This window comes from Sphingomonas citri (assembly GCF_019429485.1).
Classification (GTDB): Bacteria; Pseudomonadota; Alphaproteobacteria; order Sphingomonadales; family Sphingomonadaceae; genus Sphingomonas; species Sphingomonas citri.
In genome coordinates this window covers 375,728-399,331 of record NZ_JAHXZN010000002.1, presented here as the reverse complement: position 1 = coordinate 399,331, position 23,604 = coordinate 375,728, and the positions used below count along the sequence as shown (strand labels likewise).

The following is a 23,604-nucleotide window of genomic DNA, read 5'->3' as shown; positions in this document are numbered from 1 at the left end:
TAGCGCCCCTCGATCCCGATCACACCAGCTGCGTGACGCGCACGCGCGCGGTACGACGGCGCAGCGAGTAGCCCACCGCGCCGAAGCCCAGAATCATCATCGCCCAGGTCGCCGGCTCGGGCACGGGCGCGACCGCGATGCCGAACAGCTGGCGCGACGTGGTGCCGAGCGTCGACAGCGCTCCCGATTGCAGGTTGACGCTGTAGAGCGAGCGGCCGTTGTACGCGAACGCCTCGCTTCCCGCGATGTCGAAGCTGGTGCGCGAGCCCAGCTCGCGGCCGAGGCCACCCACCGTCGTCAGCACGCCACCGTTGTTGTTCTGCTTGGCCAGCACGTCGAGGTCGGTGTCGATCACGTAGAGCTGGGTCGAGGTACCCGGCGCGCCGAAGCTCGAGCTGGTATAGGCCGCCGCGCTCACGCCCGGGTCACGCCCGGCGTTCGGGTCGCCCGCGGCATAGCCGAGCGGGCTGGTGGTCGGCGCACCGGTGAGCGAGCCGTCGTTGGGATTGTAGACGTAATTGTTGTTGGTGTTGCTGACGATGCGCACACGATCGATCGTCGGATTGAAGTCGAAGCCGAAGACGCTGCCCTCGATCCCCAGCGCGGCGCTGGCGGCGGTGGCCACGCCGGTCATCGTGTTGATGGTGTAGACCACGCGATCGGTGCCGAGGCCGTAGAGCATGCCGTTGAGCGGGCGAAAGTCGAGTGCCTCGATGCTGCTGCTGGTACCGGTGATCCGGACCGAGGAGGTAAACGTGCCCGGCGTGGCGCTGCTGAACGTCACCAGCCTGTTGTTCTCGTCTACACCGAAGATCGTGGCCGCGGACGCGCTGGCCGGGGCCAGCAACGCCGCGCAGGCCAGAAGAACCGCCTTGTTCATGACCGCAACTCCCTCTGTTGTCGTCGGACGAAGCAGAGATCGCGGCTTGGTCCGGATCGCGCTCGCCCGCGCCCAGACAGCTTCTGGTTAACGTCGAGTCAACGACTGTGGCGTGACAAGCGTCCTTAACCAGGATTACATTTTATGTCTGACGCGACGCTGCATCTATTTGGCGTTCTTCGCGTATCTCTTCCCTTCGCGCGACAAAGGCGCCTATCGCAGCGCCATCCACAGCGCCATGGACACCATCATGACGTTCTCGGTGAGCGAGACGAAGCCGAGCGGCACGCGGGTGGCGCCACCGACGCACGCGCATTTCAGCTCGCGCCGGTCGATATACACCGCTTTGACCACCGAGACCGCGCCGACGCCGCCGATCACCAGCGCGATCGGCACCGACAGCCAGTCGGCCGCGTGCGCCGCCATCAGCACGCCCGCCAGCCCCTCGGCATAAGGGTAGACATAGCCGTAGCGGACCCAGCGTCGCGCCAGCAGGTCGTAGTTGAGGAACATGGTTGAGAAGGTCTCGACATCCTGCAGCTTGAGCAGCGCGAGCACGCACATGCTGAAGGCGATGAACCATTCGCCCGCGCGCACCGTCAGCGGCGTGCCGAAGGCGGCCTGGCTCGCCGCGAGCGCCATCAGCGCGGTCATCGCGAAGACCGCGATCACGGGACGATAGCTGGTCTCGCCCGCCGCCGCGACGCGCTGGCCGAAGTGGCGGCGCAGGTCGTCATAGCCGCCGACGCGCTCGCCCGCGATGAAGGTCTGCGGCGTGGTCTTGACGCCATGCTCGGCCTTGAAGGCGTCGGTCTCCTCGCGCGTGCGCAGCGGGTGATCGTCGACCGTGTAGCCGCGGCGCTCGAGCAGGTCCTTGGCCTTGAGGCCATAGGGGCAGGTGTGGCCGGGCATGACCATGCGGTAGAGCGTGGCGCGGCGATCGAGCGAGGCGGTCATGCCCGAGAGATAAGGGGCGCGAACGTTGCTCGCCAGCGCGCGAGGGGCTGAGGCGAGCCTAGCGCCCGACTCACTTCCGCTAGCCGATGATCCGCTGATACAAAGCCGCATAGTCGTCGGCCATGCGCGCGACGCTGAACCGTTCCTCGACGCGGCGGCGGCAGGCGGCGCGGTCGAGCTCGCCGACATGCTCGATCGCCTCCACCGCCTGGTCGACGTTCTCGACTAGGAAGCCGGTGACGCCGTGCTCGATCAGCTCGGGCATCGCGCCGCGGCGGTTGGCGATCACCGGCGTGCCGCACGCCATCGCCTCCACCACCGACAGGCCAAACGGCTCGTCGAAGTTGATCAGGTGCAGCAGCGCACGCGCGCGCCCCAGCGCGGCGACCCGCTCGGCGCCACCGACCGCGCCGTGCCACGTCACTCCGGCGCCACCGAGCGCAGGCGACACGGCGCGCTCGTGATAGCCCTGGTCCTGCACGATGCCGTACAGGTGGAGCTGGCGCCCGCTCGCGCGCGCCGCGGCGATCGCTTCCTCGGCGCCCTTGTCGGGGTGGATGCGGCCGAAGAAGAGCAGGTCGTCGCTGCCGCGCGGATCGAACGCGAAGTCGTCGAGCGGGATGCCGTGGTGGATCGTCGCGGCATAGCGCAGCGCGGGGTGGCGGTCGGCGTCGCTGATCGCGACATAATGGACGCGGTCCTGGAAGGGCTGGTACATCGGCAGGATGCGATCCGACGAGAAGCCGTGGATCGTCGTCACCAGCGGCGTGTCGACCAGCCGCGCGAAGGCGTGCGCGGGGAAATCGGCCTGGTTGTGGATCAGGTCGAACTGGTCGGCCTGTTCGAACACGTGCGCGAGATGGCGATATTCCCACACCTTGGCGTCGATGCTCGGGTCTTCCGAATAGGGCGCGGGGACGACGCCGTCGAGCGTGCCCGCGGTGAGGCTGTCGAGCGTGGCGAACAAAGTGACGTCCACGCCGCGCGCGACCAGCGCCTCGGTGAGCAGGTGCGTGACGAGCTCCCACGGGCCATAATGGCGCGGCGGGGTGCGCCAGGCGATCGGGGCGAGCATGGCGATCTTCATATGTGGTCCTTCGTCATGCGGGGCGTGGGCGTTTCCCCTTCTCCTGCCGTCATCCTGAACTCGTTTCAGGATCCACGTCACCGCGGGCATCGCGGCGGGTTCGTCTGTGGCAGGGTGGATCCTGAGACAAGTTCAGGATGACGGCGGGCGAGAGGCCGGTGGGAGAAACACTCACCGCATCACCACGCCCTCGTCCGCGCGCAGCACGCCGTCACCCCCGCCAACGAGCGTCGACAGCAGCACCGCGCCGTCGAAGGGCAGCGGGCGCGGCTCGGCCGACAGGTTGAGCGCCACCCGCAGCACCGCGTCGCCGTGCCGCCGCTCGTACGCCAGCACGTCGGGCGCGGCGTCGAGCAGCGCGAAACTGCCGACGGCCAGCGCCGGATGCGCGCGGCGGAGCGCGAGCAGGCGGCGGTAGAGCGTCAGCATCGAGCGCGGGTCCGCCTCCTGCGCGGCGACATTGCGCGTGCGCCAGTCGGGGTTGAGCGGCAGCCACGGCTCGACCGTGGAGAAGCCGGCGAACGGACTCGAGTCCCACGGCATCGGCGTGCGCGAGCGGTCGCGGCCGATGCCGATGCCGGGCTGGCGCAGCTCCTGCGGGTCGCGCACGCGCTCGGGCGGGATCTCGACCTGACCGACGCCGAGCTCGTCGCCCTGGTACAGCGTCGGGGTGCCGCGCAGCGTCAGCAGCAGCATCGCCGCGGCGCGCGCCTGCGCCTCACCGACGCGCGCGGCGATGCGCGGCGCGTCATGGCTGCCGATCACCCAATTGGGCCAGCCGTGAGTCGGCAGCGACGCCTCATAGTCGCCGATCACCCGCCGTAGCGACGCCGCATTCCACGCATTCTCGATCAGCTGGAAGTTGAAGGGCAGGTGCACCTGCGGCCGCTCGGGCGTGCCGTACCAGCGCGCGTGGCGATCGTTGGGCAGGAAGATCTCGCCGATCAGCACGCGCTCTCCGTAGCTGTCGGCCAGCGCGCGCATCTCGGCGGCGATGGCATGCGCCTCGGGCTGGTCGGTGGAATGCTGCTGGATCAGCCGGTCGCGCTCGGTGATGCCGGGGCGCCAATAGGGATTGGGCGGGTTGTCGGGCAGACCCTCGGCCTTGACGATGTGCCACAGCACATCGATGCGGAAGCCGTCGACCCCGCGGTCGAACCAGAAGCGCATGACGTCGAGCATCGCCGCCTTGAGCGCCGGGTTGCGCCAGTTGAGGTCGGGCTGCTGCCTGAGGAAGGCGTGGAGGTAATATTGCCCGGTGGCCGCGTCAAATTCCCAGGCGGAGCCGCCGAAATCACTGATCCAGTTGTTGGGCGGGCCGCCGTCTGGGGCGGGATCGCGCCAGATGTACCAGTCGCGCTTCGTGTCGGTGCGGCTCGAGCGGCTCGCCTGGAACCAGGGGTGCTGGTCGGACGAGTGATTGGGGACGAAGTCGAGCAGCAGCCTGAGCCCGCGCGCGTGCGCGGCGGCGAGCAATCGGTCGAAGGCGGCGAGGTCGCCGAACATCGGCTCGATGCCGCAGTAATCGGCGACGTCATAGCCAAAGTCGGCCATCGGCGAGGGGAAAATCGGCGACAACCAGATGGCGTCGACACCGAGCGCGGCAACATGGTCGAGTCGGCGCTCGATCCCGGCGAGATCACCGACGCCGTCGCCATCGCCGTCCTGGAACGAGCGCGGGTAGATCTGATAGACCGTGCCGCTCTCCCACCAGGGCGGCGGCGGATCGTCGGAGTGGCGCATCACGGAGGATAACCGTCCGGCGGGCGAGATGTTGCGCGGGACAGTGTTGCGCCCGCGGCAAGGCGGAAGCGTACAGTCTCCGCGTCATCCTGAACTCGCTTCCGGATTTACCGGCCAGCACGCGCCGCCGCGGCCGGATGTGCGGCACGGAAGATCCTGAAACCAGTTCAGGATGACGGTCGTGGAGGGGGCTACTGCCGGTCTTCCTCCTCGTGCCCCGGCCTGCGCCGGGGCACGAGGAGGCGACGCAATCGATACCGCAGCAACATTTCGTCACCGCGCGGCCAGGAACAAAGCTCCGTCACGATCCTTCACGAACGAGGGGGACACGATCATCGGCTCGGGGCGCCAATCCGCATTCACCACGTTCGGCACGGAGGCCGCCTGGCTCGCCGGGCTGACCGGCTGGATGGTGCTCGGCGCGGTCGTGATCGCGCTGGCGCTCGCCGCGCTGATGGTCACCGCGTCGCGCTCGCGCGAGGGGGCGCTGAGCCACCGACAAGGCATGCGGCTGGTGCTGTGGGCGGGCGGCATCGTGCCGAGCGTCGTGCTGCTCGCGCTCTTGATCGCGACGCTGCCCGCGATGCGCCCGATCCGCGCCGCGCGGGATGACCTGCGCGTCACCGTCACCGGCGAGCAATTCTGGTGGCGCATGGCCTATCGGCGCGCCGGCGCCGCGGTGGTGACCTCGGCCAACGAGCTGCGCCTGCCGGTCGGGCGCGACGTCGTGCTCGCGCTCGAGGGCGGGGACGTGCTCCACAGCTTCTGGGTGCCCGGGCTCGCCGGCAAGATGGACATGGTGCCGGGGCGCACCAACACACTCGTCGTCCACGCGACGCGCGCCGGCCGCTTCCGCGGGCAATGCGCTGAGTTCTGCGGGCTGAGCCACGCGCTGATGGCGTTCGACGTGGTGGCGATGGAACCCGCCGCCTTCGACGCCTGGCTCGCCGCCGAGCGCCGTCCGGTCACCACCGCCGCTTCGACGGGTGCGCGGCTGTTCGACGCCTACGGCTGCGGCGGCTGCCACGCGGTGCGCGGCACCGGCGCGGCGGGCGCGATCGGGCCCGACCTCACGCATCTCGGCGCGCGCGCGACGATGGCGGCGGGGATCCAGCCGCTCACCACCGCCAACCTCGTCCGCTTCATCCGTGACGCGCCCGCGGTGAAGCCCGGCGCGCGCATGCCCGCTTACCCGCAGATGTCCGCGCCGGACGCCACCGCGATCGCGCGCTGGCTGGAGACGAATCGATGAGCCTCCACGCGCAGGACGATCCCGCGTTGCGCGCGGCGCAGGAGGAGCGGCTGCGCGCCGTCTGGGCGCCGCCCAAGGGGCTGTTCCTGCGCTGGACCGACACCAACAACAATCAGGTCGGCGTGTGGTACACGCTGACCGCCTTCGGCTTCATGCTGTTCGCCGGCGTGCTCGCGCTGATCATGCGCGTGCAGCTGGCGCAGCCGGGCAACGAGCTGGTCACGCCGTCGACCTTCAACCAGCTGTTCACGCTGCACGGCTCGATGATGATGTTCCTCTTCGCGGTGCCGATGTTCGAGGCGGTCTCGATCATCCTGCTGCCGCAGCTGCTCGGCGCGCGCGACCTGCCGTTCCCGCGGCTCAGCGCGTTCGGCTATTGGAGCTTCCTGATCGGCGGCGTGTTCGTCTCGGGCTCGATCTTCTTCGACGCCGCGCCCGACGGCGGCTGGTTCATGTACCCGCCCTTCACCACGCGCACCGACCTCAGCGGGCTCGGCGCCGACATCTGGATGCTGGGGCTGAGCTTCATCGAAGTGTCCTCGGTCGCCGCCGCGGTAGAGCTGATCACCGGCGTGCTCAAATGCCGCCCGCCTGGCATGCGTCTCAACCTGATGCCGCTCTACGCCTGGTACATCCTGGTCGTCGCGGTGATGATCCTGTTCGCCTTCCCGCCGCTGATCGCGGGGGACGTGCTGTTCGAGCTGGAGCGGCTGCTCGGCTGGCCCTTCTTCGACGCGGCCAAGGGCGGCGACCCGATCCTGTGGCAGCACCTGTTCTGGATCTTCGGCCACCCCGAGGTCTATATCGTCTTCCTGCCCTCGATCGCGCTGTTCGCGATGATCGTGCCGACCTTCGCGCGGCGCCACCTGCTGGGTTATCCGTGGATCGTGCTCGCGGCGGTGGGGACGGCCTTCCTCAGCTTCGGGCTGTGGGTGCATCACATGTTCACCACCGGGCTGCCCAAGATCAGCCTGGCGTTCTTCTCCGCCGCGTCGGAGGCGGTGGCGATCCCGACCGGCATCCAGATCTTCGCCTTCATCGCGACGCTCTGGGCCGGGCGCGTGACCTGGTCGACGCCGCTGCTCTACGTCACCGGCTCGATCGCGATCTTCGTGATCGGCGGGCTGACCGGCGTGATGGTGGCGATCGCGCCGTTCGACTGGCAGGCGCACGACACCTATTTCATCGTCGCGCACCTCCACTACGTGCTGATCGGCGGCACGCTGATCCCGCTGTTCGGCGGCCTCTATTATTATTGGCCGCTGATCACGGGCAAGAAGCTGTCCGACCGGATCGGGCGCACCGCCTTCTGGCTGCTGTTCGGCGGCGCCAACCTCACCTTCTTCCCGATGCATTTCTCCGGGCTGATGGGCATGCCGCGGCGCGTCTTCACCTATCCGGAGGAGCTCGGCATCGGCGGCCTGAATCTCGCCTCGACGATCGGCTCGTGGGTGTTCGCGGCGGGCGTGCTGCTGGTGTGCATCGACCTCGCGCTGAGCCCGCGACGCTCCAAGTCGCTGCGCAACCCGTGGCAGGCGGGGACACTCGAGTGGCTCGCCCATCCCGACGACGAGGATTGGGGAATCCGCTCGATCCCGCTGATCGAAAGCCGCTACCCGATCTGGGACCAGAAGAACTTCGTCGCCAAGGTGGACGAGGGCCGCTTCTTCCTGCCCGACGCGCAAGAAGGGCGGCGCGAGACGATCGTCACCAGCGTGCTCGACGCGCGGCCGGTGCAGGTGCTGCGGCTCGGCGGGCCCAGCGTGGTGCCGATGCTCACCGCGATCGCGCTGGGCAGTGTCTTCATCCTGACGACCTATCATCTCTATTGGGCGGCGCTGGTCGGGGCGGTGGTGACGCTGGCGATGGTGCTCTACTGGCTGTGGACCGGCACCGCCGAGATCCCGGAGAAGGACTGCAAGCCGATCGGGCACGGCATCGACCTGCCGCTGTACATCTCGGGCGCGTCGGCGAGCGGCTGGTGGGCGATGTTCATCACGATGATGGCCGACGCCACCGCTTTCTCGGGACTGGTGTTCGGCTATTACTTCTTCTGGACGCGGCACGAGGACTTCCCGCCGGGCGGCCCCGGCATGGACGGTCCGGGCAGCTTCTGGCCGATGCTGGCGATGGCGGTGATGCTGGCGAGCTGGGCGCTGACCGTCGCCGCGCGCGAGCTCAACCGGCGCGCGGCGGTGGGCGCCGCGCGCGCGGCGCTGGCGACGGCGGCGCTGTTGTCGCTCGGCGCGATCGGCGCGGGGCTGGCGGGGCCGTGGCTGAGTGGCCTGAAGCCCGAGCTCCATGTCTATCCAGCGATCGTGTGGACGTTGGCGATCTGGACGACGGCGCATTGCGGGGTCGGCGCGATCATGCAGCTCTACACGCTGGCGCGGAGTCTCGCCGGGCGGATGACGCCGCGCCATGACGCCGACCTGCGCAACATCACCGTCTACCAGCATTTCATGGCGCTGACCGCGGTGGTGACCTACGCCACGATCGGCCTGTTCCCGGGGGCGGCATGAAGGAGGACGCCCCCCGCGGCCGGCAGAGCCTGGGCGAGCGGGTGCGCGGGCTGCGCGTCACCCTGTGGACGCTGATCGTGCCGCCGACCGTCTGGGCGGTGCATTTCCTGTTCTGCTACCTCTGGGTGGCGGTGAGCTGCGCCAAGCTCGGTGCCTTCCCGCGCTTCCCGGTCGCCTTCGTGGTCGGCACGGGGGCGGCGCTGGCGATCATCCTCGCCTCGGGCTGGATCGCCTGGGTACAGTCGCGCACGCCGGGTGACGACCCGCCGCACGACGAGGGCACCGACATCGACCGGCTGCGCTTCCTCGCCACAGCGACCTTGCTGCTCGCCGGGCTGAGCTTCGTCGCGGTGCTGTTCACCGCCGCGCCCGCGCTGCTGCTGACGGACTGCCGATGAGAGCCGCGCCCGGTTCCGCCCTGGGTCTCGCGCTCGCGCTCGCGCTCGGCGCCACCGCGCTCGCCTTCGCCGGGCTGGGCATGACCGGGCATATGGCGGCGCATATGGGCGCGGTGGCGGTCGCCGCGCCGGCGCTCGCCGCCGCGCTGCCGCGGCGTCCGACTGGCGCGGGCGCACCGCTGCTCTGGGCGATGGTGGAGTTCGCGATCGTCTGGGCGTGGCACTTCCCCGCGCTGCGCGCGCTCGCCGACGCGCACGTCGCGGTCGCGCTGGCCGAGCAGGCGCTGTTCCTCGCCGCGGGCGTCGCGCTGTGGCGCGCCGCGCTGGTGCAGCCCGCCGCGGGGGCGGCGGCGCTGCTGCTCACCTCGATGCACATGACCCTGCTGGGCGCGCTGATCGGGCTGGCGCCGCGTCCGCTCTACGCGATGATGGCGATGCATCCAGCGCCGAGACTCGACGCGCTCGCCGACCAGCAGCTCGGCGGCGTGGTGATGCTGGTGGTGGGCGGCGCGAGCTACTGCCTCGGTGGGCTGTGGCTGCTCGCCACCCTCTTGCGGGAGCCGCGCGCGGCATGACGATCCGGGTGACCTGGAAGCGGCTGGTCGCCGCGCTGGCGACGCTGGCGGCGGCGGGGCTGCTGTTCGCCTGGTCGGGCATCTTCAACATCGCGGCCTCGTCGGGCCACTGGGCGGTGACCGAGTGGTTCCTCCACTGGACCATGCGCAACTCGGTAAAGACGCACAGCTTCTTCGACTCGCCTGCGGACCCGATCGCGCACGACGGCGCGATGGTGAGCGCGGCGGGCCATTTCGCCGCGGCCTGCGCGACCTGCCACGGCGCACCCGGCCAGCGCCCGTCGCCGGTGATGCAGCAGGCGATGCCACCCGCGCCCGATCTGTCGGTCAACGCCAAACAGTGGACCGACAAACAGCTGTTCTACATCCTGCGTCACGGCGTGAAATACAGCGGCATGCCCGCCTGGGGCGGGAAGGGGCGCGACGACGAGATCCGCCGCATGGTCGCCTTCGTGCGGCGGCTGCCGGTAATGTCGGCGGCGGAGTACCGCCTGCTCAGCGGTGGCGCGACCGGCGCCGGGACGACCGACGCGCGCGCGCTCGCCGGCGCGACGCTGGCGGGCTGCGTCGCCTGCCACGGCGCGGACGGGCGCGGGCGCGGCCAGCCCGACATTCCCGTGCTCGGCGGGCAGCGTGCCGGCTATCTCGAGGCAGCGCTGGCGGCCTACGCCGACGGGCGGCGGCAGAGCGCGGTGATGGGGAATGTCGCCGCGGTGCTCACGCCCGCGCAGCGCCGCGCGCTGGCGGCGCATTTCGCGGCAATGCCGGGGCTGGGCGCGGCACCGGGGCGCGACGCGCGCGCGCGACTGATCGTCGAGCGAGGGTTGCCCGAGCGCCAGCTGCCGGCCTGCGCGAGCTGCCACGCGCCGGGCAAGCCGCAGCCGGTGCTCGCGGGCCAGCGCGCGGTATATCTCGCCGAACGGCTGCGTCACTGGCGCGGCGACGAGAAGATCGTCGACGCGCGCCAGCCGCAGCAGGTAATGCCGGTGATCGCGCGTCGTATCCCCGAGGAAATGATCGAGCCGCTCGCGCGCTATCTAGCGGGGGAGTGAGGCGGGCGCTTTGCCGACGCCGTTTTCCTGCGGAGGCAGGAACCCAGGGTAGCGGGTGGCGCGCGTAGTGGCCCTGGGCTCCTGCGTGCGCAGGAGCACGGCGGTGCGGCGCTCACCGCCCCTTCCTCCTCCGCCGCCGTCATCCTGAACTCGTTTCAGGATCCACCGCCCCGCGCACTCTCCGGCTGGAGGCGCTTGCCGCGCCGTGGATCCTGAAACGAGTTCAGGATGACTCCAAGGGGAGGGCGTGTGGTAGATGCTGAAACGGCTTGAGGATGACGCCAGCGGGCGGGAAGGAGCTGCCTGCGTCGCGCTAGCACACCGCTCCGCCACCCCTCACACCCGGATCGCGGCGCTCTCTTCCTCCGGCATCAGCGTCCAGCCGCGCGGGCCGAGCATTTCGAGCGGGCGATAACGTGTCTTGTACGCCATCCGCGCCGAGCCCTTCACCCAATAGCCCAGGTACACATAGGGCAGCCCGGCCTCGCGCGCGCGCGCGATGTGATCGAGGATGATCAGGTTGCCCAGCCCAGGCCGCGCGTCCTGCTCGGTGGCGAAGAAGCTGTAGACCATCGACAGCCCGTCGGTCTGGCGATCGGTGAGGCAGGCGCCGACCAGCCGCCCGGGGCGGTCGCCGTCCGCGGGCTCGCGATATTCCACCACCACCGAGTTGACCGGCGACTGCTCGACCATGTCGGCATAGTCCATCTCGTCCATGCCGATCATCCCGCCGCCGGGATGACGCGCCGCGAGATACTGGCGCAGCAGTTGATATTGCTCGTCGGTCGCCCAAGGGCGGCACGCGCTGACCTCGAGATCGGCGTGGCGGCGCATCAGCTTGCGCTGGCTCGCGTTGGGTTCGAACTGGTGCGTGAGCACGCGCACCGACACGCAGGCGGCGCAACCCGCGCAACTCGGCCGATAGGCGACCGACTGGCTGCGGCGGAAGCCGATGCGGCCGAGCGCATCGTTGAGCTCGCCCGCGTTGGGGCCGCTCAGTTCGGTGAAGACCTTCCGCTCCTGCCGGCCGGGCAGGTACGGGCACGGCTGCGGGCTGGTGACGAAGAAGCGCGGGAATCGAAATGGCGCGGTCACCGCCTTCAGCCTCCTCTTCGACTCCGCCCCCGGTGCGTGATCTCCCATATGTAGGGTCGCGCCGATGGTGAAAAGTGGATTCACCAAGATTTCGGCGCCATTGCCTTGCTCATGTCGGATCAGGCGAGGTCGACGGGGCGCACCTCGTAGCCGGCCTCGCGCAGCGCGACGATCAGCCGGTCGAGATGCGCGCGGTCGCGCGCCTCGCACTCGATATCGGTGATCAGGCCCTTGGCGGGCAGCGTCGTGAACACGCGCTGGTGGTAGATCTCGATGATATTGACCCGCTCGCGATCGAACACGCGCATCACGCCGTACAGCGCGCCGGGCTGATCCTGCAGCTGGAGCCGCAGCCGCGCCAGCCGCCCCGAGCGAGCGAGGTCGCGCAGCAGCACGTTGGCGAGCAGCCGCGTGTCGATATTGCCGCCGCACAGCACCGCGCCCACGGTGCGTCCGCGGAAGCGATCGGGATGCGCCAGCAAGGCGGCGAGCCCGGCCGCGCCCGCGCCCTCCACCACGGTCTTCTCGATCTGGAGCAGCAGGCTCACCGACTCCTCCAGGCTGCGCTCCGAGACGAGCACGATCTCGTCGACCAGCCGCGCCACCATCTGCGCGGTGATGCCGCCCGGCTCCTTGACCGCGATGCCCTCCGCCAGCGTGTCGCCGGCGCAGGCGAGCTGCGTCGCGTTGATGCGGTTGTACATCGAGGGGTAGAGCTCGGCCTGGACGCCGACCACCTCGATCGGGCGCGCCGCGGCGCGCGCCACCGTCGCCATGCCCGAGATCAGCCCGCCGCCGCCGATCGGCACCACCAACGTGTCGATGTCGGGGTGATCCTCTAGCATCTCGACCGCCACCGTACCCTGGCCGGCGATGATGCGCGGATCGTCGAACGGGTGAACGAAGGTGAAGCCACGCTCCGATTCCAGCAGTCGCGCGTGCGCGTAGGCGGCGTCGAAGGTATCGCCTTCCAGGATCACGTCGGCGCGGTGCGCCTGCGTCTGGGTGACCTTCACCGTCGGCGTGTTGCGCGGCATCACGATCGTCGCGGGCACACCGAGCCGGTTGGCGTGATAGGCCAACCCTTGCGCGTGATTGCCCGCCGAGGCCGCGATCACGCCCTTGGCGCGCGCTTCGTCGGACAGCTGGAGCAAGGTGTTGAGCGCGCCGCGCTCCTTATAGGCCGCGGTGAACTGGAGGTTCTCGAACTTGAGATAGACGGTCGCGCCGGTCAGCTCCGAGAGCGTGCGGCTGATCAGCGTCGGCGTGCGCACGATCGAGGGCGCGATGCGCGCATGGGCGACGCGGACGTCGTCGATCGAGACGGGCAGGGCGGGATCGGACACGGGAAGGCTGGCCATCGCGCCGTGCTAGCCCATGATCGAGGATAGAGGAACACCCCCGCGCCGACGCGCATTGGTCCCCGGTGCAGCGCTACTTCTTCTCGCTCCGCATCGCGCTGCTGGTGATCGTCGCGGGCGTGGCGGTGAGCGCGATCGACTTGGCCACCCGCGGCTTCGTGGTGGTGTACGACCCGCGCGCGCTGATCGCGGGGGCGGTGCTGGAGGACGGGCTCGGCGCGAGACGTCGGCCGCTGCACGCGTTCGCGCGCGGCTATTGGGCGACGCGCCCGGCGTTCGACGGCATGGTGCGGCTGCTGTGCCGCAGCGGTCGCGAGGTGCTGCGCGGCGACGTCAGGCCGGGCGAGCAGACGAGCTACACGGTGACGGCGGAGGATTGCCGGAAGGGCGGGTGAGGCCGCGGGCCACTAAGATACCCTCTCTCGTGTTCCTGCGGAGGCAGGAATCCAGCGTCACCGGCGTCGCGCCCGCGGCCCTGGGCTGCGCGTCCGCCGGAGCACGGTCAGGCGGCACGGTCATTGCCCGACGCGAAACGCCCTGCGCCACTCGGGCCGCACTGCGGCGAGCAGCTCGGGCGTGACCGGCACGGTCATCTCGTACATGCCCTCCACATAGGCGCCGGCGACATATTGCCCGGCGATCAGCCCGACCCGGTCGATCGCGCGCCGGTCGGTCGAGCCGAGCAGCAGCGTCAGCTCGGCGATCTTGGGGCAGGGGAAAACGGGATCGTCGACCTCGTCCACCTGGAGCCGACGCGCGCGCTCGCGCGGCAGCCAAGCGCACCAGCGCGCGCCGAGCGCGCGTTGGAGCGCGTCCGCCGACACGAACAGCGCGCGCGGGTCCAGCCGCCGCGACCGCACCTTCTCCCACACCAGCGAGTCGATCGCGGTGCCGCCGTGCGCGCCGCCGGTGTAGCGATAGGTCTCGGCGGAGAGGCTGAGCAGCAGCGGCGTCTCGGTCACCACCTTCCACGCCCGCGTTGCCTCGTGCTGGTGAAACGGATGCCCGTCCTTTGCCGCCTCGACGCGATCCGCGGCCGCTTCTGTCGCCGCCGTCCGCCGGAAGCGAGCGCGGTCCTGCTCGAGCCACTGGCGCAGGCTGGACAGGCGCGTCGCCGCGGATGGCGCGACATAAACGAACGTGTAATCGGCGGCCTTCTCCGTCCGCGCGGGGGCGGCCAGCAGCACCGCGCCGATCGCCAACCCACTCCACACCCGATGCATCGCACCCTCGCCAAAGACCGCGCGCGATCATATGGCGAGCGCATGAACCGCCGCTTGCTCCCGCGCCTGCTCGGCACCGCCGTCGCGACCTGCCTGCTCGTCTCGGCGAGCGGGGCCGCGGCCGACGCGCTGATCGACAATGTCACCGGCCTCACGCTCGACCGCGACCAGCGAGTCGTCCGCTTCAAGGCGATGGTGATCGACGCGCAGGGCAAGGTGGTCCGGCTGATCGCGCCCGACGAGCAGCCGCCCAAGCCGACCAAGAAGAACCCCGGCCCACGCTACGACTGGCGCGCCGATATGAAGGGGCGCGTGCTCGTCCCCGGCATGATCGACGCGCACGGCCATGTCGTCCAGCTCGGCATCGCCGCGCTGACGCTCGATCTCTCCGACACGCGCACGCTCGACGACGCCAAGGCCAAGATCGCCGCTTATGCGCGCGAGAACCCGGAGCGGCCATGGATCGTCGGCCGCGGCTGGAACCAGGAGGTGTGGGGGCTCGGCCGCTTTCCCACCGCTGCCGACCTCGACGCCGCGGTGGCCGACCGGCCGGTGGTGATGACGCGCGCCGACGGCCACGCGATATGGGCCAACTCGGCCGCGCTCAAGGCCGCCGGCGTCACGGCCGCGACGCCCAACCCGGCGGGCGGGCGGCTCGAGAAGCCGCTCGGCACCCTCGTCGATCGCGCCACCGACCTGATGGAGAAGGTGATCCCGAAGGTCAGCCCGAAGGACCGCACCGCCGCCTTCCTCAAGGCGCAGCAGATCCTGCTCGGCTACGGTGTCACCGCGATCGCGGACATGGGGACGAGCCTCGACGACTGGATGACCTATCGCCGCATGGGCGACACCGGCGCGCTGCGCGTGCGGATCATGTCCTACGCGCTCGGCATCGACACCGCGGTGACGATCGGCGGCACCGGGCCGACCCCGTGGCTGTACGACGACCGGCTGCGGCTGGAGGGGGTCAAGCTCTACGCCGACGGCGCGCTCGGCTCGCGCGGGGCGTGGCTCAAGGCCGATTACGCCGACGCGCCGGGGCAGCGCGGGCTCGGCTTCCTCAGCGACGACCAGCTGCAGAACATCATGAGCCGCGCCGCGATGGACCGCTACCAGGTGGCGGTGCACGCCATCGGCGACCGCGCCGATACGCAGGTGATCGACTCGATCGCCGAGCTGTCGCAGACCTACACTGGCGACCGGCGCTGGCGGATCGAGCACGCGCAGGTGGTCGATCCCGCCGACTTCAAGTCGTTCGGGCGCTACGGCATCATCGCCTCGATGCAGCCGACGCATCAGACCAGCGACCGGCTGATGGCGGAGGCGCGGCTCGGCCCGGCGCGGCTGGCGGGCGCCTATGCGTGGAAGTCCTTGCTCGACAGCGGTGCCAAGCTGGCGTTCGGCTCGGACGTGCCGGTCGAGCGGCCCGATCCCTGGGCCGGCTGGGCGGCGGCGTTCACGCGCACCGATGCGAACGGCGAGCCCATCGGCGGCTGGCACCCCGAGCAGGCTGTGACCCGCGAGCAGGCGTGGTGGGCCTATACCGGCGGCGCGAGCTACGCCGGTTTCGCGGAGGATCGCTTTGGGGTGCTGGCACCCGGCCAGCGCGCCGACTTCCTGATCCTCGACCGCGACCCGATGCTCGCGGGCGCGTCGGAGCTGCGCCAGACCAAGGTGCTGGAGACATGGATCGGCGGCCAGCGCGCGTGGGAGGCGGGAAAGTAGGTAGGAAGGCTGGCTTTTGAGCCTCCCCTGCAAGGGAGGTGGCGCGCTAAGCACGACGGAGGGGTGTCGCCAGTCGTTAGACCAGAGACCTGCGCCGGCCGGGTCACCCCTCCGTCAGCCCTACGGGCTGCCACCTCCCCTTGCAGGGGAGGATTTGCGAACATCGCCACGTCCGCCCAGCGACGCCGGCTTCCGCTCAGAAACTGAACGCTTCAAACACGCGGCGGGCGCATCGTCGCCCGCCTGTTCTTCCTACTTAGTGCCCGACATCGTGCCGTTCGACAGGTCGCCGAGCGTGTCGCTGTTCTCCATCATCATGCCGTTGCCGCTCATGGCATTGTCCGTCGCCATCACGTCGCCCGCCGCACCCGAGGCGGTGAGGCCGTTGGCCTGGCTCTCGTTGGCGACGACATTGTTGTTCTCGTCGACCGTGATCGTCTGGTCGCCCTTGCCGCAGGCGCCGAGCGCGAGTGCGAGCGGGAGGGCGGCGAGGAAGGCGGCGCGGGGCAGGGCACGGGTCATGACAGTCTCCGTCGGCTGAAGCGCGCCAACGTCGCGCGCCCCCGCCGCGTTCCGCCACGCGCAAGAGTCGTCGTGCGCTCCGTACGCCTATAATCATGGGTGACGCGTGAACAGCGAGGCCGCCGGTGCTCTTCCCGACCGATCTGCGGTGCGCTGCGGATGACATAGAGTGCCGCGGCATCGGCATCCATCTCGGTCACCGGCAGGTGTTCGCCGCGGATGGCAAGTGGCGCAAGATCCCGCGGCATCGCATCGTCTCCCGCGTCGGCATCATGGCATCGCTCTACTTCGAATGCGGCTGCGACGTTGACAAGCGGCGCGCCGCCCTCGCCTGTCTGGAGGAGTATCTCAGCCTGTGTCCCGACGGGGTAACTCACTACGATCTGGGCGACGGCGGCTGGCCGCGACGGTGGCGCGACGGTGGTCTGCCGCCGCCCTATCGCGAGCAGAGGCGCCTCATCGAACCGAGCTTCTACCTGTCCGTGAAGCGCTACAAACGCGCCGAGCACGACGACCCCGCTTTGTATCGCTTCATCTTGCTGGCGAGTGATGGATCTGCCGGCGCGCGGCTCTCGAACATCAAAGTTCATTTCCCACCCAACATCGTTTTCGCCGATCCCGCTCGGTTCATCGCGATGATCGCGCGCTGGTCGTCGCTGCTCGCTGTCGTTCATGGGACCGCGGGTCTGGGCGCCTTATCTGTTCCCGGCACCGAGATGGACGAACCCTATCAGTACCCCTGGCTGCTAAATTACCCGGCACTGGAGTATGATGCGGTCGGCGCTTATTTCAGTGAAGTCCGCCTCACTAGTGCGCATCGGCGACCGCGGTCGTCCAACTGGCTGACGATCTTGGGATCAACCAATGTCGCTGCGCTCGGCGGTACCGCGGCGATAGCAGCGTCGCTCACCCCCGAGATGGCGATGATCGATCAAGACAGCGTCGTCATCGTTCGCGCCGCTGCGCTGCCATCGCTGGGCGACGCGGCGAACGGTGGCGTTCCGCGCGGCTATCGCCGTGTCGCTCGTCTCATTCGACCGATACGGTTCGAAGAGTATCGACACGACGTCATTCGCACGCCGTTCACCATGGAGACGCACGGCGCCGAGGTGACGTTGAACTGGATCCGCCGCTTCGACTGAGCCGCTGTGTCCGACGCGCCACAGCCCGCCCCGAGGCGGCTGAATACGTATGTGGCTTTCTTGTGACGCGGTCCGGCGCGGGCCTAATCGGCGGCATCAACCCAGGCACGGTCGCACCAACGCGGCCGCCGGGACAGGGGAGGATCGTCTTGGACCGCTCGTCATCCATATCGTCGGCGCGCACGCGCCTCGTCTCGCACGCAAGCGGCGGTGCGCTCGCCGGGGCGCTGCTGCTCGTCGCCGCCGCCGCGCAGGCGCAGGAGGCGCCGCCGCAGGCGAACGCGCCCACCGCCAACCCGACCGCCAAGGCGACGGTCGACCAGCCCGCGCCGCCGGCCGATCCCACGCCCGACGCCAACGCCAACCCCGATCCCACCGCGACCGACGCGGGCGCGGACGAGATCGTCGTCACCGGCATCCGCGCCAGCCTCGCTAAGTCGGCCGAGATCAAGCGCAACTCGACCATCATCGTCGACTCGGTCTCGGCCGAGGACATCGGCAAGCTGCCCGACGTGTCGGTCGCCGACTCGCTCGCGCGTCTGCCGGGCGTCACCGCGCAGCGCGTCGAGGGCCGCGACCAGAGCCTGTCGATCCGCGGCCTCGGCCCCGATTTCTCGACCACGCTGCTCAACGGCCGGGAGCAGGTCACCACCGGCGACAATCGCGGCGTCGAGTTCGACCAGTACCCCTCGGAGTTCTTCAGCAACGTCAACGTCTACAAGTCGGCAGACGCGTCGCTGATCGCGGCCGGCGTGTCGGGCACGGTGGACCTGCGCATGCTGCGCCCGCTCGACCAGAAGGAGCGGCTGTTCGTCGTCTCGGCGCGCGGCCAGATGAACGGCATCGGCAAGCGCAACCCGGACGGCCAGCGCTACGGCTATCGCGCCACCGCCACCTTCGTCGACAAGTTTGCGGGCGACACGCTCGGCATCTCGATCGGCCTCGCCGCGCAGGAGTCGCCGACCAACTACGACAAGTACGAGGCCTGGGGCTATCCGGGGCTCAACGACCGCAACGTCAACTGCGACGCGGCCGGCAACCCGTGCCTGCTCGGCGGCGCCAAGCCCTATGTCCAGTCCAACCTGCTCAAGCGCTATGGTGGCGTCGGCACGATCGAGTGGCAGCCGAGCGACTCGTTCCACTCGACCTTCGACGCGCTCTACACCCACTTCGAGGAGACGCAGCACCTGCGCGGGATCGAGTTCCCGCTCGGATACAACGTCGCGCCCAATCCCGGCTCGGTGACGGTGCAGGACGGCTACGTCCAGACCGCGACCTTCTCGCCCCAGTACACCGTGCAGCGCAACGACCTCAACGAGCGCCGCGCCGACATGTATTCGTTCGGCTGGAACAACGATCTCAAGCTGTCGGACTCGATCCACCTCAACGTCGACGCGAGCTGGTCGCACGCCAACCGCCAGGACGAGCTGATCGAGACCTATTCCGGCACCGGCTATGGCGGGACCGGTCAGCGCGACACGATCACGATCACGCGCCAGAACAGCGGCATCTACTCGATCGTGCCGACGCTCGACTATACCAACACCGACGTGATCCGCATCACCGACCCGGGCGGCTGGGGCTATAACGGCACCACCGCGGTGGTGCAGGCGGGCTTCCAGAACCGGCCCAAGTTCAGCGACGATCTCAAGTCGCTGCGCGCCAGCCTGGCCGGCGACTTCGCCGACCTGGGCGTGATCCGCGGCTGGGAGGTCGGCGCCAATTACTCGCAGCGCGAGAAGAAGGCGCAGTACACTTCCTATTTCTACTGCCCGTCGGGCATGGGCACCGGCTGCACCGTCGCCAGCGGCACCACAACCTCGATCGCGGTGCCGAGCGACGTGGTGCTCGATCCGGTCTCGCTCGGCTTCATCGGCGTGCCCAACATCCTCGCGCTCGACTCGCGCGGCGTGCTCGACCTGCTCACCCCGGTGTTCGACAACCGCCCGGAGAGCCTCGCCAAGGTGTGGGGCGTGAAGGAGAAGGTGGCGACCGGCTATGCCAAATTGGTGTTCGACGGCACCGCCGGCGGCAAGGCGATGAAGGGCTCGCTCGGCGTCCAGGTGGTGCACACCGACCAGAGCTCGGACGGTCGCATCGCCGGGCTCAACGCCGGCGCGGTGACGCTGTCCGAGGTGTCGGGCGGCGCGAAATACACCAACGTGCTGCCGAGCGCGACGCTGTCGGTCGAGCTGATCCCGAGCGGCTTCGTCAAGATGGGCGCGTCGCAGACGATGGTGCGCCCGCGGCTCGACCAGGAGCGGATCTCGCAGAACGTCGCGATCACGCCGGGCAACGTCGGGCGCGGCTCAGACCCGCTCAACAGCCCCTTCTCGTCGGACGGCGGCAACTTCCAGCTGCGCCCGTACAAATCTACCAACATCGACATGTCGTTCGAGAAGTACTTCCCGGGCGGCGGCTATGTCGCGCTGACCGGCTATTACAAGCGGCTGACCGACTATGTCGATCCGAACAACAACGTGCTCTACGACTTCTCGCCGCTGCTCAGCTCTCTCACGCCCGAGCAGCAGGCGATCGTGCGCGCGCAGAATGCGCAGAACGGCCTGTTCAAGCTGCCCGCGAACTCGGGCCGCGGCGAGATCCTCGGTGCCGAGGCGACGCTGTCGCTGCCGCTGCGTATGCTGACGCGCTCGCTCGACGGCTTCGGCCTGTTCGGCAGCGGCAGCTACACCAGCTCGGCGGTGCGTTACGACAGCGCGCCGGCGGACACGCAGACGGTGCCGGGCCTGTCGAAGTGGGTGCTGAACGGCACCGCCTATTTCGAGAAATGGGGCTTCCAGGCGCGCACGACCTATCGCTACCGCTCGAGCTTCCTCGCCGAGGTGCGCGGCCTGTCGGCGACGCCGGAGCTGAACACCGCCAAGGCGGAGGGCATCCTCGACGCGCAGATCGGCTATGAATTCCAGAGCGGTCCGCTCCAGGGCCTGGCCATCCTGGCGCAGGCGAAGAACCTGACCGATCAGGCCTTCTACCAGTACACCAATGGCGACCCGCGCCAGGTGCGGCGTTACCAGCGCTACGGCACCGATTATTACGTCGGGCTGACCTATCGGTTCTGACCCAAGATCCTCCCGGGCACGGGGAGGGGGACCGCCCGGCAAAGCCGGGTGGTGAGGGGGCTCTCCACCAGACGCAGCGCCTGCGGAGCCCCCCTCCACCGCCGCTTCGCGGCGGTCCCCTCCCCGCGAGCGGGGAGGAGCCTGACGCTCAGAACTCCGCGCGCGCGCCGAACAGGATCGTGCGCCCGTAGTAATTGACCTCGCCGAAGCGCAGCTCCTTGTCGTTGTACGTGTTCTGCCGCGCACCGGCGAGGTTGATCCCCTCCAGGCTGAGCGTCAGCTGCGACGCCACCTTGACCGAGAAGTTGCCGTCGAGCGAGCCGAACGGTGCGACATAGCTCGGCGCCTGCACCGTGCTGCCGGTGCCGTTGAGATAGCGGTCGCGCCATACGTAGGAGAGCCGCGTCGACACCGGCCCCATGTCGTAGAAGCCGACCAGGTTGAAGCTGTTTTTCGACAGGCCGAGCAGCTGGTCGCGGATCTCGCGGTCGCCCGCCTTATAGTCCGCCTGCACCGAGGTGTGCGTGTACGAGGCCTGCACGCCGAGCCCGTCGAGCGGCTTGGGCAGGAAGGTGAACACCTGGCTGTAGGCGAACTCGGCGCCGTAGACCTTGGCGTCGCCGCCGTTGATCTGCGTGGAGAGATTGACGTTGCCGCGTCCCGGTATTTCAAACTGGACGTTGTTCTGCGTGATGTAATTGTCCAGCGCCTTGTAGAAGACAGCGCCCGACAGCAGCCCCGAGGGCGCGAAATACCACTCGAGCGAACCGTCGAACTGCGTCGCCAGGAACGGGACGAGCTGCGGGTTGCCACCGCTCGCGGTCGCCGCGTCGGTCGAGACGGTAATACGCGGCGCGACGTCGGTGACGTTGGGGCGCGTCAGCACGCGGCTGGCGGCGAGGCGGCCGACCAGCTTGGTGGTGAGATCGGCGCGCAGGTTGAAGCTGGGCAGCCAGTTGTTGAAGGTTTTCGGGAAGCTCGCCGGCGTCGCGACCGAGCCCGCGGTCAGCGTGCCGCTCGCGACCTGGTCGGTGTGGACGTAGCGCACGCCGACGTTGCCGCTCACCGCCACCGCGCCGACCGGGAACTGATAGTCGGCGCGGATATAGCCGCCCGCGATCCGCTCGGTGACGGTGAAGCTCGAGCGCCGGTCCGCCAGCGTCAGTGCCGAATTCTCCACCGCGGGCGTGAAGAAGGCGTCGAGATAGGCGCTCGTCACCGGCACGAGGAAGGTGCGCGGCGCGTTGCCGGGGACGCCCTTGAGGAAGTCGTCGAACGGCAGCTGCTCATAGGCGCCGCTGCCGAGCACGCTCAGCGGCGTGCCGGCGGGCGGGTTGACCAGGAAGTCGCGGCGGAAATAGTCGCGTCGGCGCCGGTGATACTCCCCGCCCGCGGCCAGCTTGGAGACGAAGCCGTCGAGGTCGCGCGCGACGTCGGCGCGCGTGTAGAGATCCCAGTCCTTGCTGTCCTTGGGCGCGATGTTGAAGGTGTAGAGGCTGTAGTTCGCCGGGTCGGTGGCGTCGACCGGCGTGGTGAGGCTGGGCAGTACCTTGTAGCCGCCGGTCGCGTCATAGCTGAGCGGGGCGATGAAGATCGCGCGGCTGCGCACCGTGCCCTCGCGATAGTCGGGGTGATAGCTGTGCGCCGCCGACCAGTTGACGTCGGCCGACAGATGCCAGCGATCGGGGTTCCAGCGCTGCTTGAGCCCGACCGTCAGCAGGTCGTGGCGGTTGAGGCTATATTCGCGCGACGCCATGAAGCGGACGTTGTTGATCGTCGCCCTGGTGATCGTGTCGCCGTCGGTGACGACCGAGCCGGGGACGATCGACGACCCCGAGGGATTGTAGGTGCCCTTGCCGTCGTCCGGATAGATGTCGAGGCCGAACTCGTCGTAGGCGACGTCGAGCCGGGTCGCGACCACGTCCACGACGGTCTCCAGCTCGGCGGACGGACGCCACTGCGCCGAGATCATCCCCGACACGCGCTCGCGATCCTCGGTCTCGACCGTCGGCCGCGTGCGCGTCGGCGAGTAGAGCCCCTTGGGCAGGCCTCCGGTCGCGGTGGTGGCATAGCGGTCCGCGATCCACCCGAACCCCATGAAGCGGTCGTTGCGCACCGATTTGGCCCAATATTGCGCCCCCGCCAGCAGACCGAAGGTGCCGTCGTCGGTGGTAGCGCTGGTCAGCAACGTCGCGTTGGGGCGCACCTTCTCGGCCTGCGTGGTGTAGGTGCCGCGCAGGTTGAGCGTGGTCTTGTTGCCGACCTCGAGCGGGCGGAAGGTGGTCACGTCGATGTTGCCGCCCAATGCGCCCTCGCTCATGTCGGCGGTGGGCGTCTTCACCACGTCGATGCGCGAGGTGAACTCGGCCGGCAGCATCTCGAAGCGGAACTGGCGTCCGTTGGCGCCGCCGTTCTCGATGAGGTCGTTGAGCGCGACGGTGCGCCCGTTCATCAGCGTGTTCTGGAACTGCGGCCCGAGCCCGCGGACGCTGACGTACAGCCCCTCGCCGCGCGGGCGCGTGATCGCCACGCCCGGGATCAGCTGGAGCGCCTCGGCGACGTTCTGCGTCGGGAACTTGCCGATGTCCGTCGAGCTGATCGAGTCGACGCCGTAGGCGGCGCGGCGTTTGGTCTCGACCGCGGCGTCGATGCTGCGCGCATAGGTGCCGTTGACGACAATGTCCTCGCCGGGTTGGTCGGCGGCGGAGTCGCTCGCCTGCGTGGCGGCAGCGGCCGGCGCAACGGTCTGTGCGCTCGCGGTCCCGGATAGCGCGGCGATGGTGACGAGCGCGGCCGACGCCCGCAGCAGGCCGACATAGGATAGCATGATCGATTACCCCCAAAGCGGCATGAGTGCCGTCTCGGCGCGGGCCGCTAGGGGGGCTCGATGTAAACGCCGCGACGTTTTCGCGACGTTTTCGTTACGACCGCGTACTTTCCGGCGCGATATCGCTATTTCGGCTAGCTCGGTGCAACCGAGAGGCGCGGTC

18 protein-coding genes are annotated in these 23,604 nt (G+C 69.3%); 9 read left to right on the top strand and 9 right to left on the bottom strand.

From position 1 onward, the window contains the following. Nucleotides 1–19 precede the first annotated feature (19 nt). From KZ820_RS21875 to KZ820_RS09900, 4 genes are all read right to left on the bottom strand, one after another. Nucleotides 20–880, bottom strand: a complete 861-nt coding sequence (locus KZ820_RS21875; protein ID WP_258048012.1) for a DUF4394 domain-containing protein — start codon at nucleotides 878–880, stop codon at nucleotides 20–22. Between the two features lie 213 nt (nucleotides 881–1,093). After that, the gene (locus KZ820_RS09910; protein ID WP_219748450.1) at nucleotides 1,094–1,837 is read right to left on the bottom strand and encodes a MauE/DoxX family redox-associated membrane protein; all 744 of its coding nucleotides are present in this window, start codon (nucleotides 1,835–1,837) and stop codon (nucleotides 1,094–1,096) included. Nucleotides 1,838–1,916: 79 nt separating this feature from the next. Continuing rightward, nucleotides 1,917–2,924 (bottom strand): glycosyltransferase family 4 protein, encoded by a 1,008-nt coding sequence (locus KZ820_RS09905; RefSeq protein WP_219748449.1) that lies wholly within the window; start codon nucleotides 2,922–2,924, stop codon nucleotides 1,917–1,919. 171 nt (nucleotides 2,925–3,095) lie between these two features. After that, on the bottom strand, nucleotides 3,096–4,667 hold the full coding sequence (locus KZ820_RS09900) for an alpha-amylase family glycosyl hydrolase (protein WP_219748579.1): 1,572 nt from the start codon (nucleotides 4,665–4,667) through the stop codon (nucleotides 3,096–3,098). 331 nt (nucleotides 4,668–4,998) lie between these two features. Between KZ820_RS09900 and coxB the strand changes: the two genes are divergently transcribed. Genes coxB through KZ820_RS09875 form a run of 5 tightly spaced genes read left to right on the top strand, consistent with a single transcriptional unit; the run spans nucleotide 4,999 to nucleotide 10,466 of the window. Beyond that, nucleotides 4,999–5,919, top strand: coding sequence for a cytochrome c oxidase subunit II (gene coxB, locus KZ820_RS09895; RefSeq protein ID WP_308462193.1), 921 nt, complete (start codon nucleotides 4,999–5,001; stop codon nucleotides 5,917–5,919). Next, the gene (gene ctaD / locus KZ820_RS09890) at nucleotides 5,916–8,441 is read left to right on the top strand and encodes a cytochrome c oxidase subunit I (protein ID WP_219748447.1); all 2,526 of its coding nucleotides are present in this window, start codon (nucleotides 5,916–5,918) and stop codon (nucleotides 8,439–8,441) included. Before coxB ends, ctaD begins: the two co-directional genes overlap by 4 nt. Beyond that, nucleotides 8,438–8,839, top strand: a complete 402-nt coding sequence (locus KZ820_RS09885) for a hypothetical protein (protein ID WP_183924624.1) — start codon at nucleotides 8,438–8,440, stop codon at nucleotides 8,837–8,839. Before ctaD ends, KZ820_RS09885 begins: the two co-directional genes overlap by 4 nt. Next, nucleotides 8,836–9,414, top strand: a complete 579-nt coding sequence (locus tag KZ820_RS09880; RefSeq protein ID WP_219748446.1) for a cytochrome c oxidase assembly protein — start codon at nucleotides 8,836–8,838, stop codon at nucleotides 9,412–9,414. The genes KZ820_RS09885 and KZ820_RS09880 overlap by 4 nt, the downstream gene beginning before the upstream one ends. Then, the gene (locus KZ820_RS09875) at nucleotides 9,411–10,466 is read left to right on the top strand and encodes a c-type cytochrome (RefSeq protein WP_219748445.1); all 1,056 of its coding nucleotides are present in this window, start codon (nucleotides 9,411–9,413) and stop codon (nucleotides 10,464–10,466) included. Before KZ820_RS09880 ends, KZ820_RS09875 begins: the two co-directional genes overlap by 4 nt. Before the next feature lie 336 nt (nucleotides 10,467–10,802). Here the strand turns inward: KZ820_RS09875 and KZ820_RS09870 are convergent, their stop codons facing one another. Continuing rightward, nucleotides 10,803–11,561 (bottom strand): arginyltransferase, encoded by a 759-nt coding sequence (locus KZ820_RS09870; RefSeq protein WP_219748444.1) that lies wholly within the window; start codon nucleotides 11,559–11,561, stop codon nucleotides 10,803–10,805. A 119-nt stretch (nucleotides 11,562–11,680) separates the two neighbouring features. Beyond that, nucleotides 11,681–12,922 (bottom strand): threonine ammonia-lyase, encoded by a 1,242-nt coding sequence (locus tag KZ820_RS09865; RefSeq protein WP_219748443.1) that lies wholly within the window; start codon nucleotides 12,920–12,922, stop codon nucleotides 11,681–11,683. Between the two features lie 65 nt (nucleotides 12,923–12,987). On the opposite strand from KZ820_RS09865, the gene KZ820_RS09860 reads away from it, so the two are divergent. Beyond that, nucleotides 12,988–13,317 (top strand): hypothetical protein, encoded by a 330-nt coding sequence (locus KZ820_RS09860; protein ID WP_219748442.1) that lies wholly within the window; start codon nucleotides 12,988–12,990, stop codon nucleotides 13,315–13,317. A 120-nt stretch (nucleotides 13,318–13,437) separates the two neighbouring features. On the opposite strand, the gene KZ820_RS09855 is transcribed toward KZ820_RS09860, so the two are convergent. Further along, complete coding sequence (locus tag KZ820_RS09855; RefSeq protein WP_219748441.1) at nucleotides 13,438–14,145, bottom strand: DUF4163 domain-containing protein; 708 nt, start codon at nucleotides 14,143–14,145, stop codon at nucleotides 13,438–13,440. Nucleotides 14,146–14,187: 42 nt separating this feature from the next. Here KZ820_RS09855 and KZ820_RS09850 point away from each other — a divergent pair, with 42 nt between their 5' ends. Continuing rightward, nucleotides 14,188–15,870 carry an amidohydrolase gene (locus KZ820_RS09850; RefSeq protein WP_219748440.1) on the top strand — a complete coding sequence of 561 codons (1,683 nt, stop codon included), beginning with the start codon at nucleotides 14,188–14,190 and terminating at the stop codon, nucleotides 15,868–15,870. Nucleotides 15,871–16,122: 252 nt separating this feature from the next. Here the strand turns inward: KZ820_RS09850 and KZ820_RS09845 are convergent, their stop codons facing one another. Further along, nucleotides 16,123–16,392, bottom strand: a complete 270-nt coding sequence (locus KZ820_RS09845) for a hypothetical protein (RefSeq protein WP_183924640.1) — start codon at nucleotides 16,390–16,392, stop codon at nucleotides 16,123–16,125. Between the two features lie 125 nt (nucleotides 16,393–16,517). On the opposite strand from KZ820_RS09845, the gene KZ820_RS09840 reads away from it, so the two are divergent. Both KZ820_RS09840 and KZ820_RS09835 read left to right on the top strand, forming a co-directional pair. Next, entirely contained in the window at nucleotides 16,518–17,534 is a 1,017-nt protein-coding gene (locus KZ820_RS09840; protein WP_219748439.1) for a type VI immunity family protein, read from the top strand. Nucleotides 17,535–17,683: 149 nt separating this feature from the next. Next, nucleotides 17,684–20,614: a TonB-dependent receptor gene (locus KZ820_RS09835; RefSeq protein WP_258048010.1), complete on the top strand. Its 2,931-nt coding sequence runs from the start codon at nucleotides 17,684–17,686 to the stop codon at nucleotides 20,612–20,614. 148 nt (nucleotides 20,615–20,762) lie between these two features. On the opposite strand, the gene KZ820_RS09830 is transcribed toward KZ820_RS09835, so the two are convergent. After that, on the bottom strand, nucleotides 20,763–23,441 hold the full coding sequence (locus tag KZ820_RS09830) for a TonB-dependent receptor (protein ID WP_219748438.1): 2,679 nt from the start codon (nucleotides 23,439–23,441) through the stop codon (nucleotides 20,763–20,765). Between the last annotated feature and the right edge of the window lie 163 nt (nucleotides 23,442–23,604).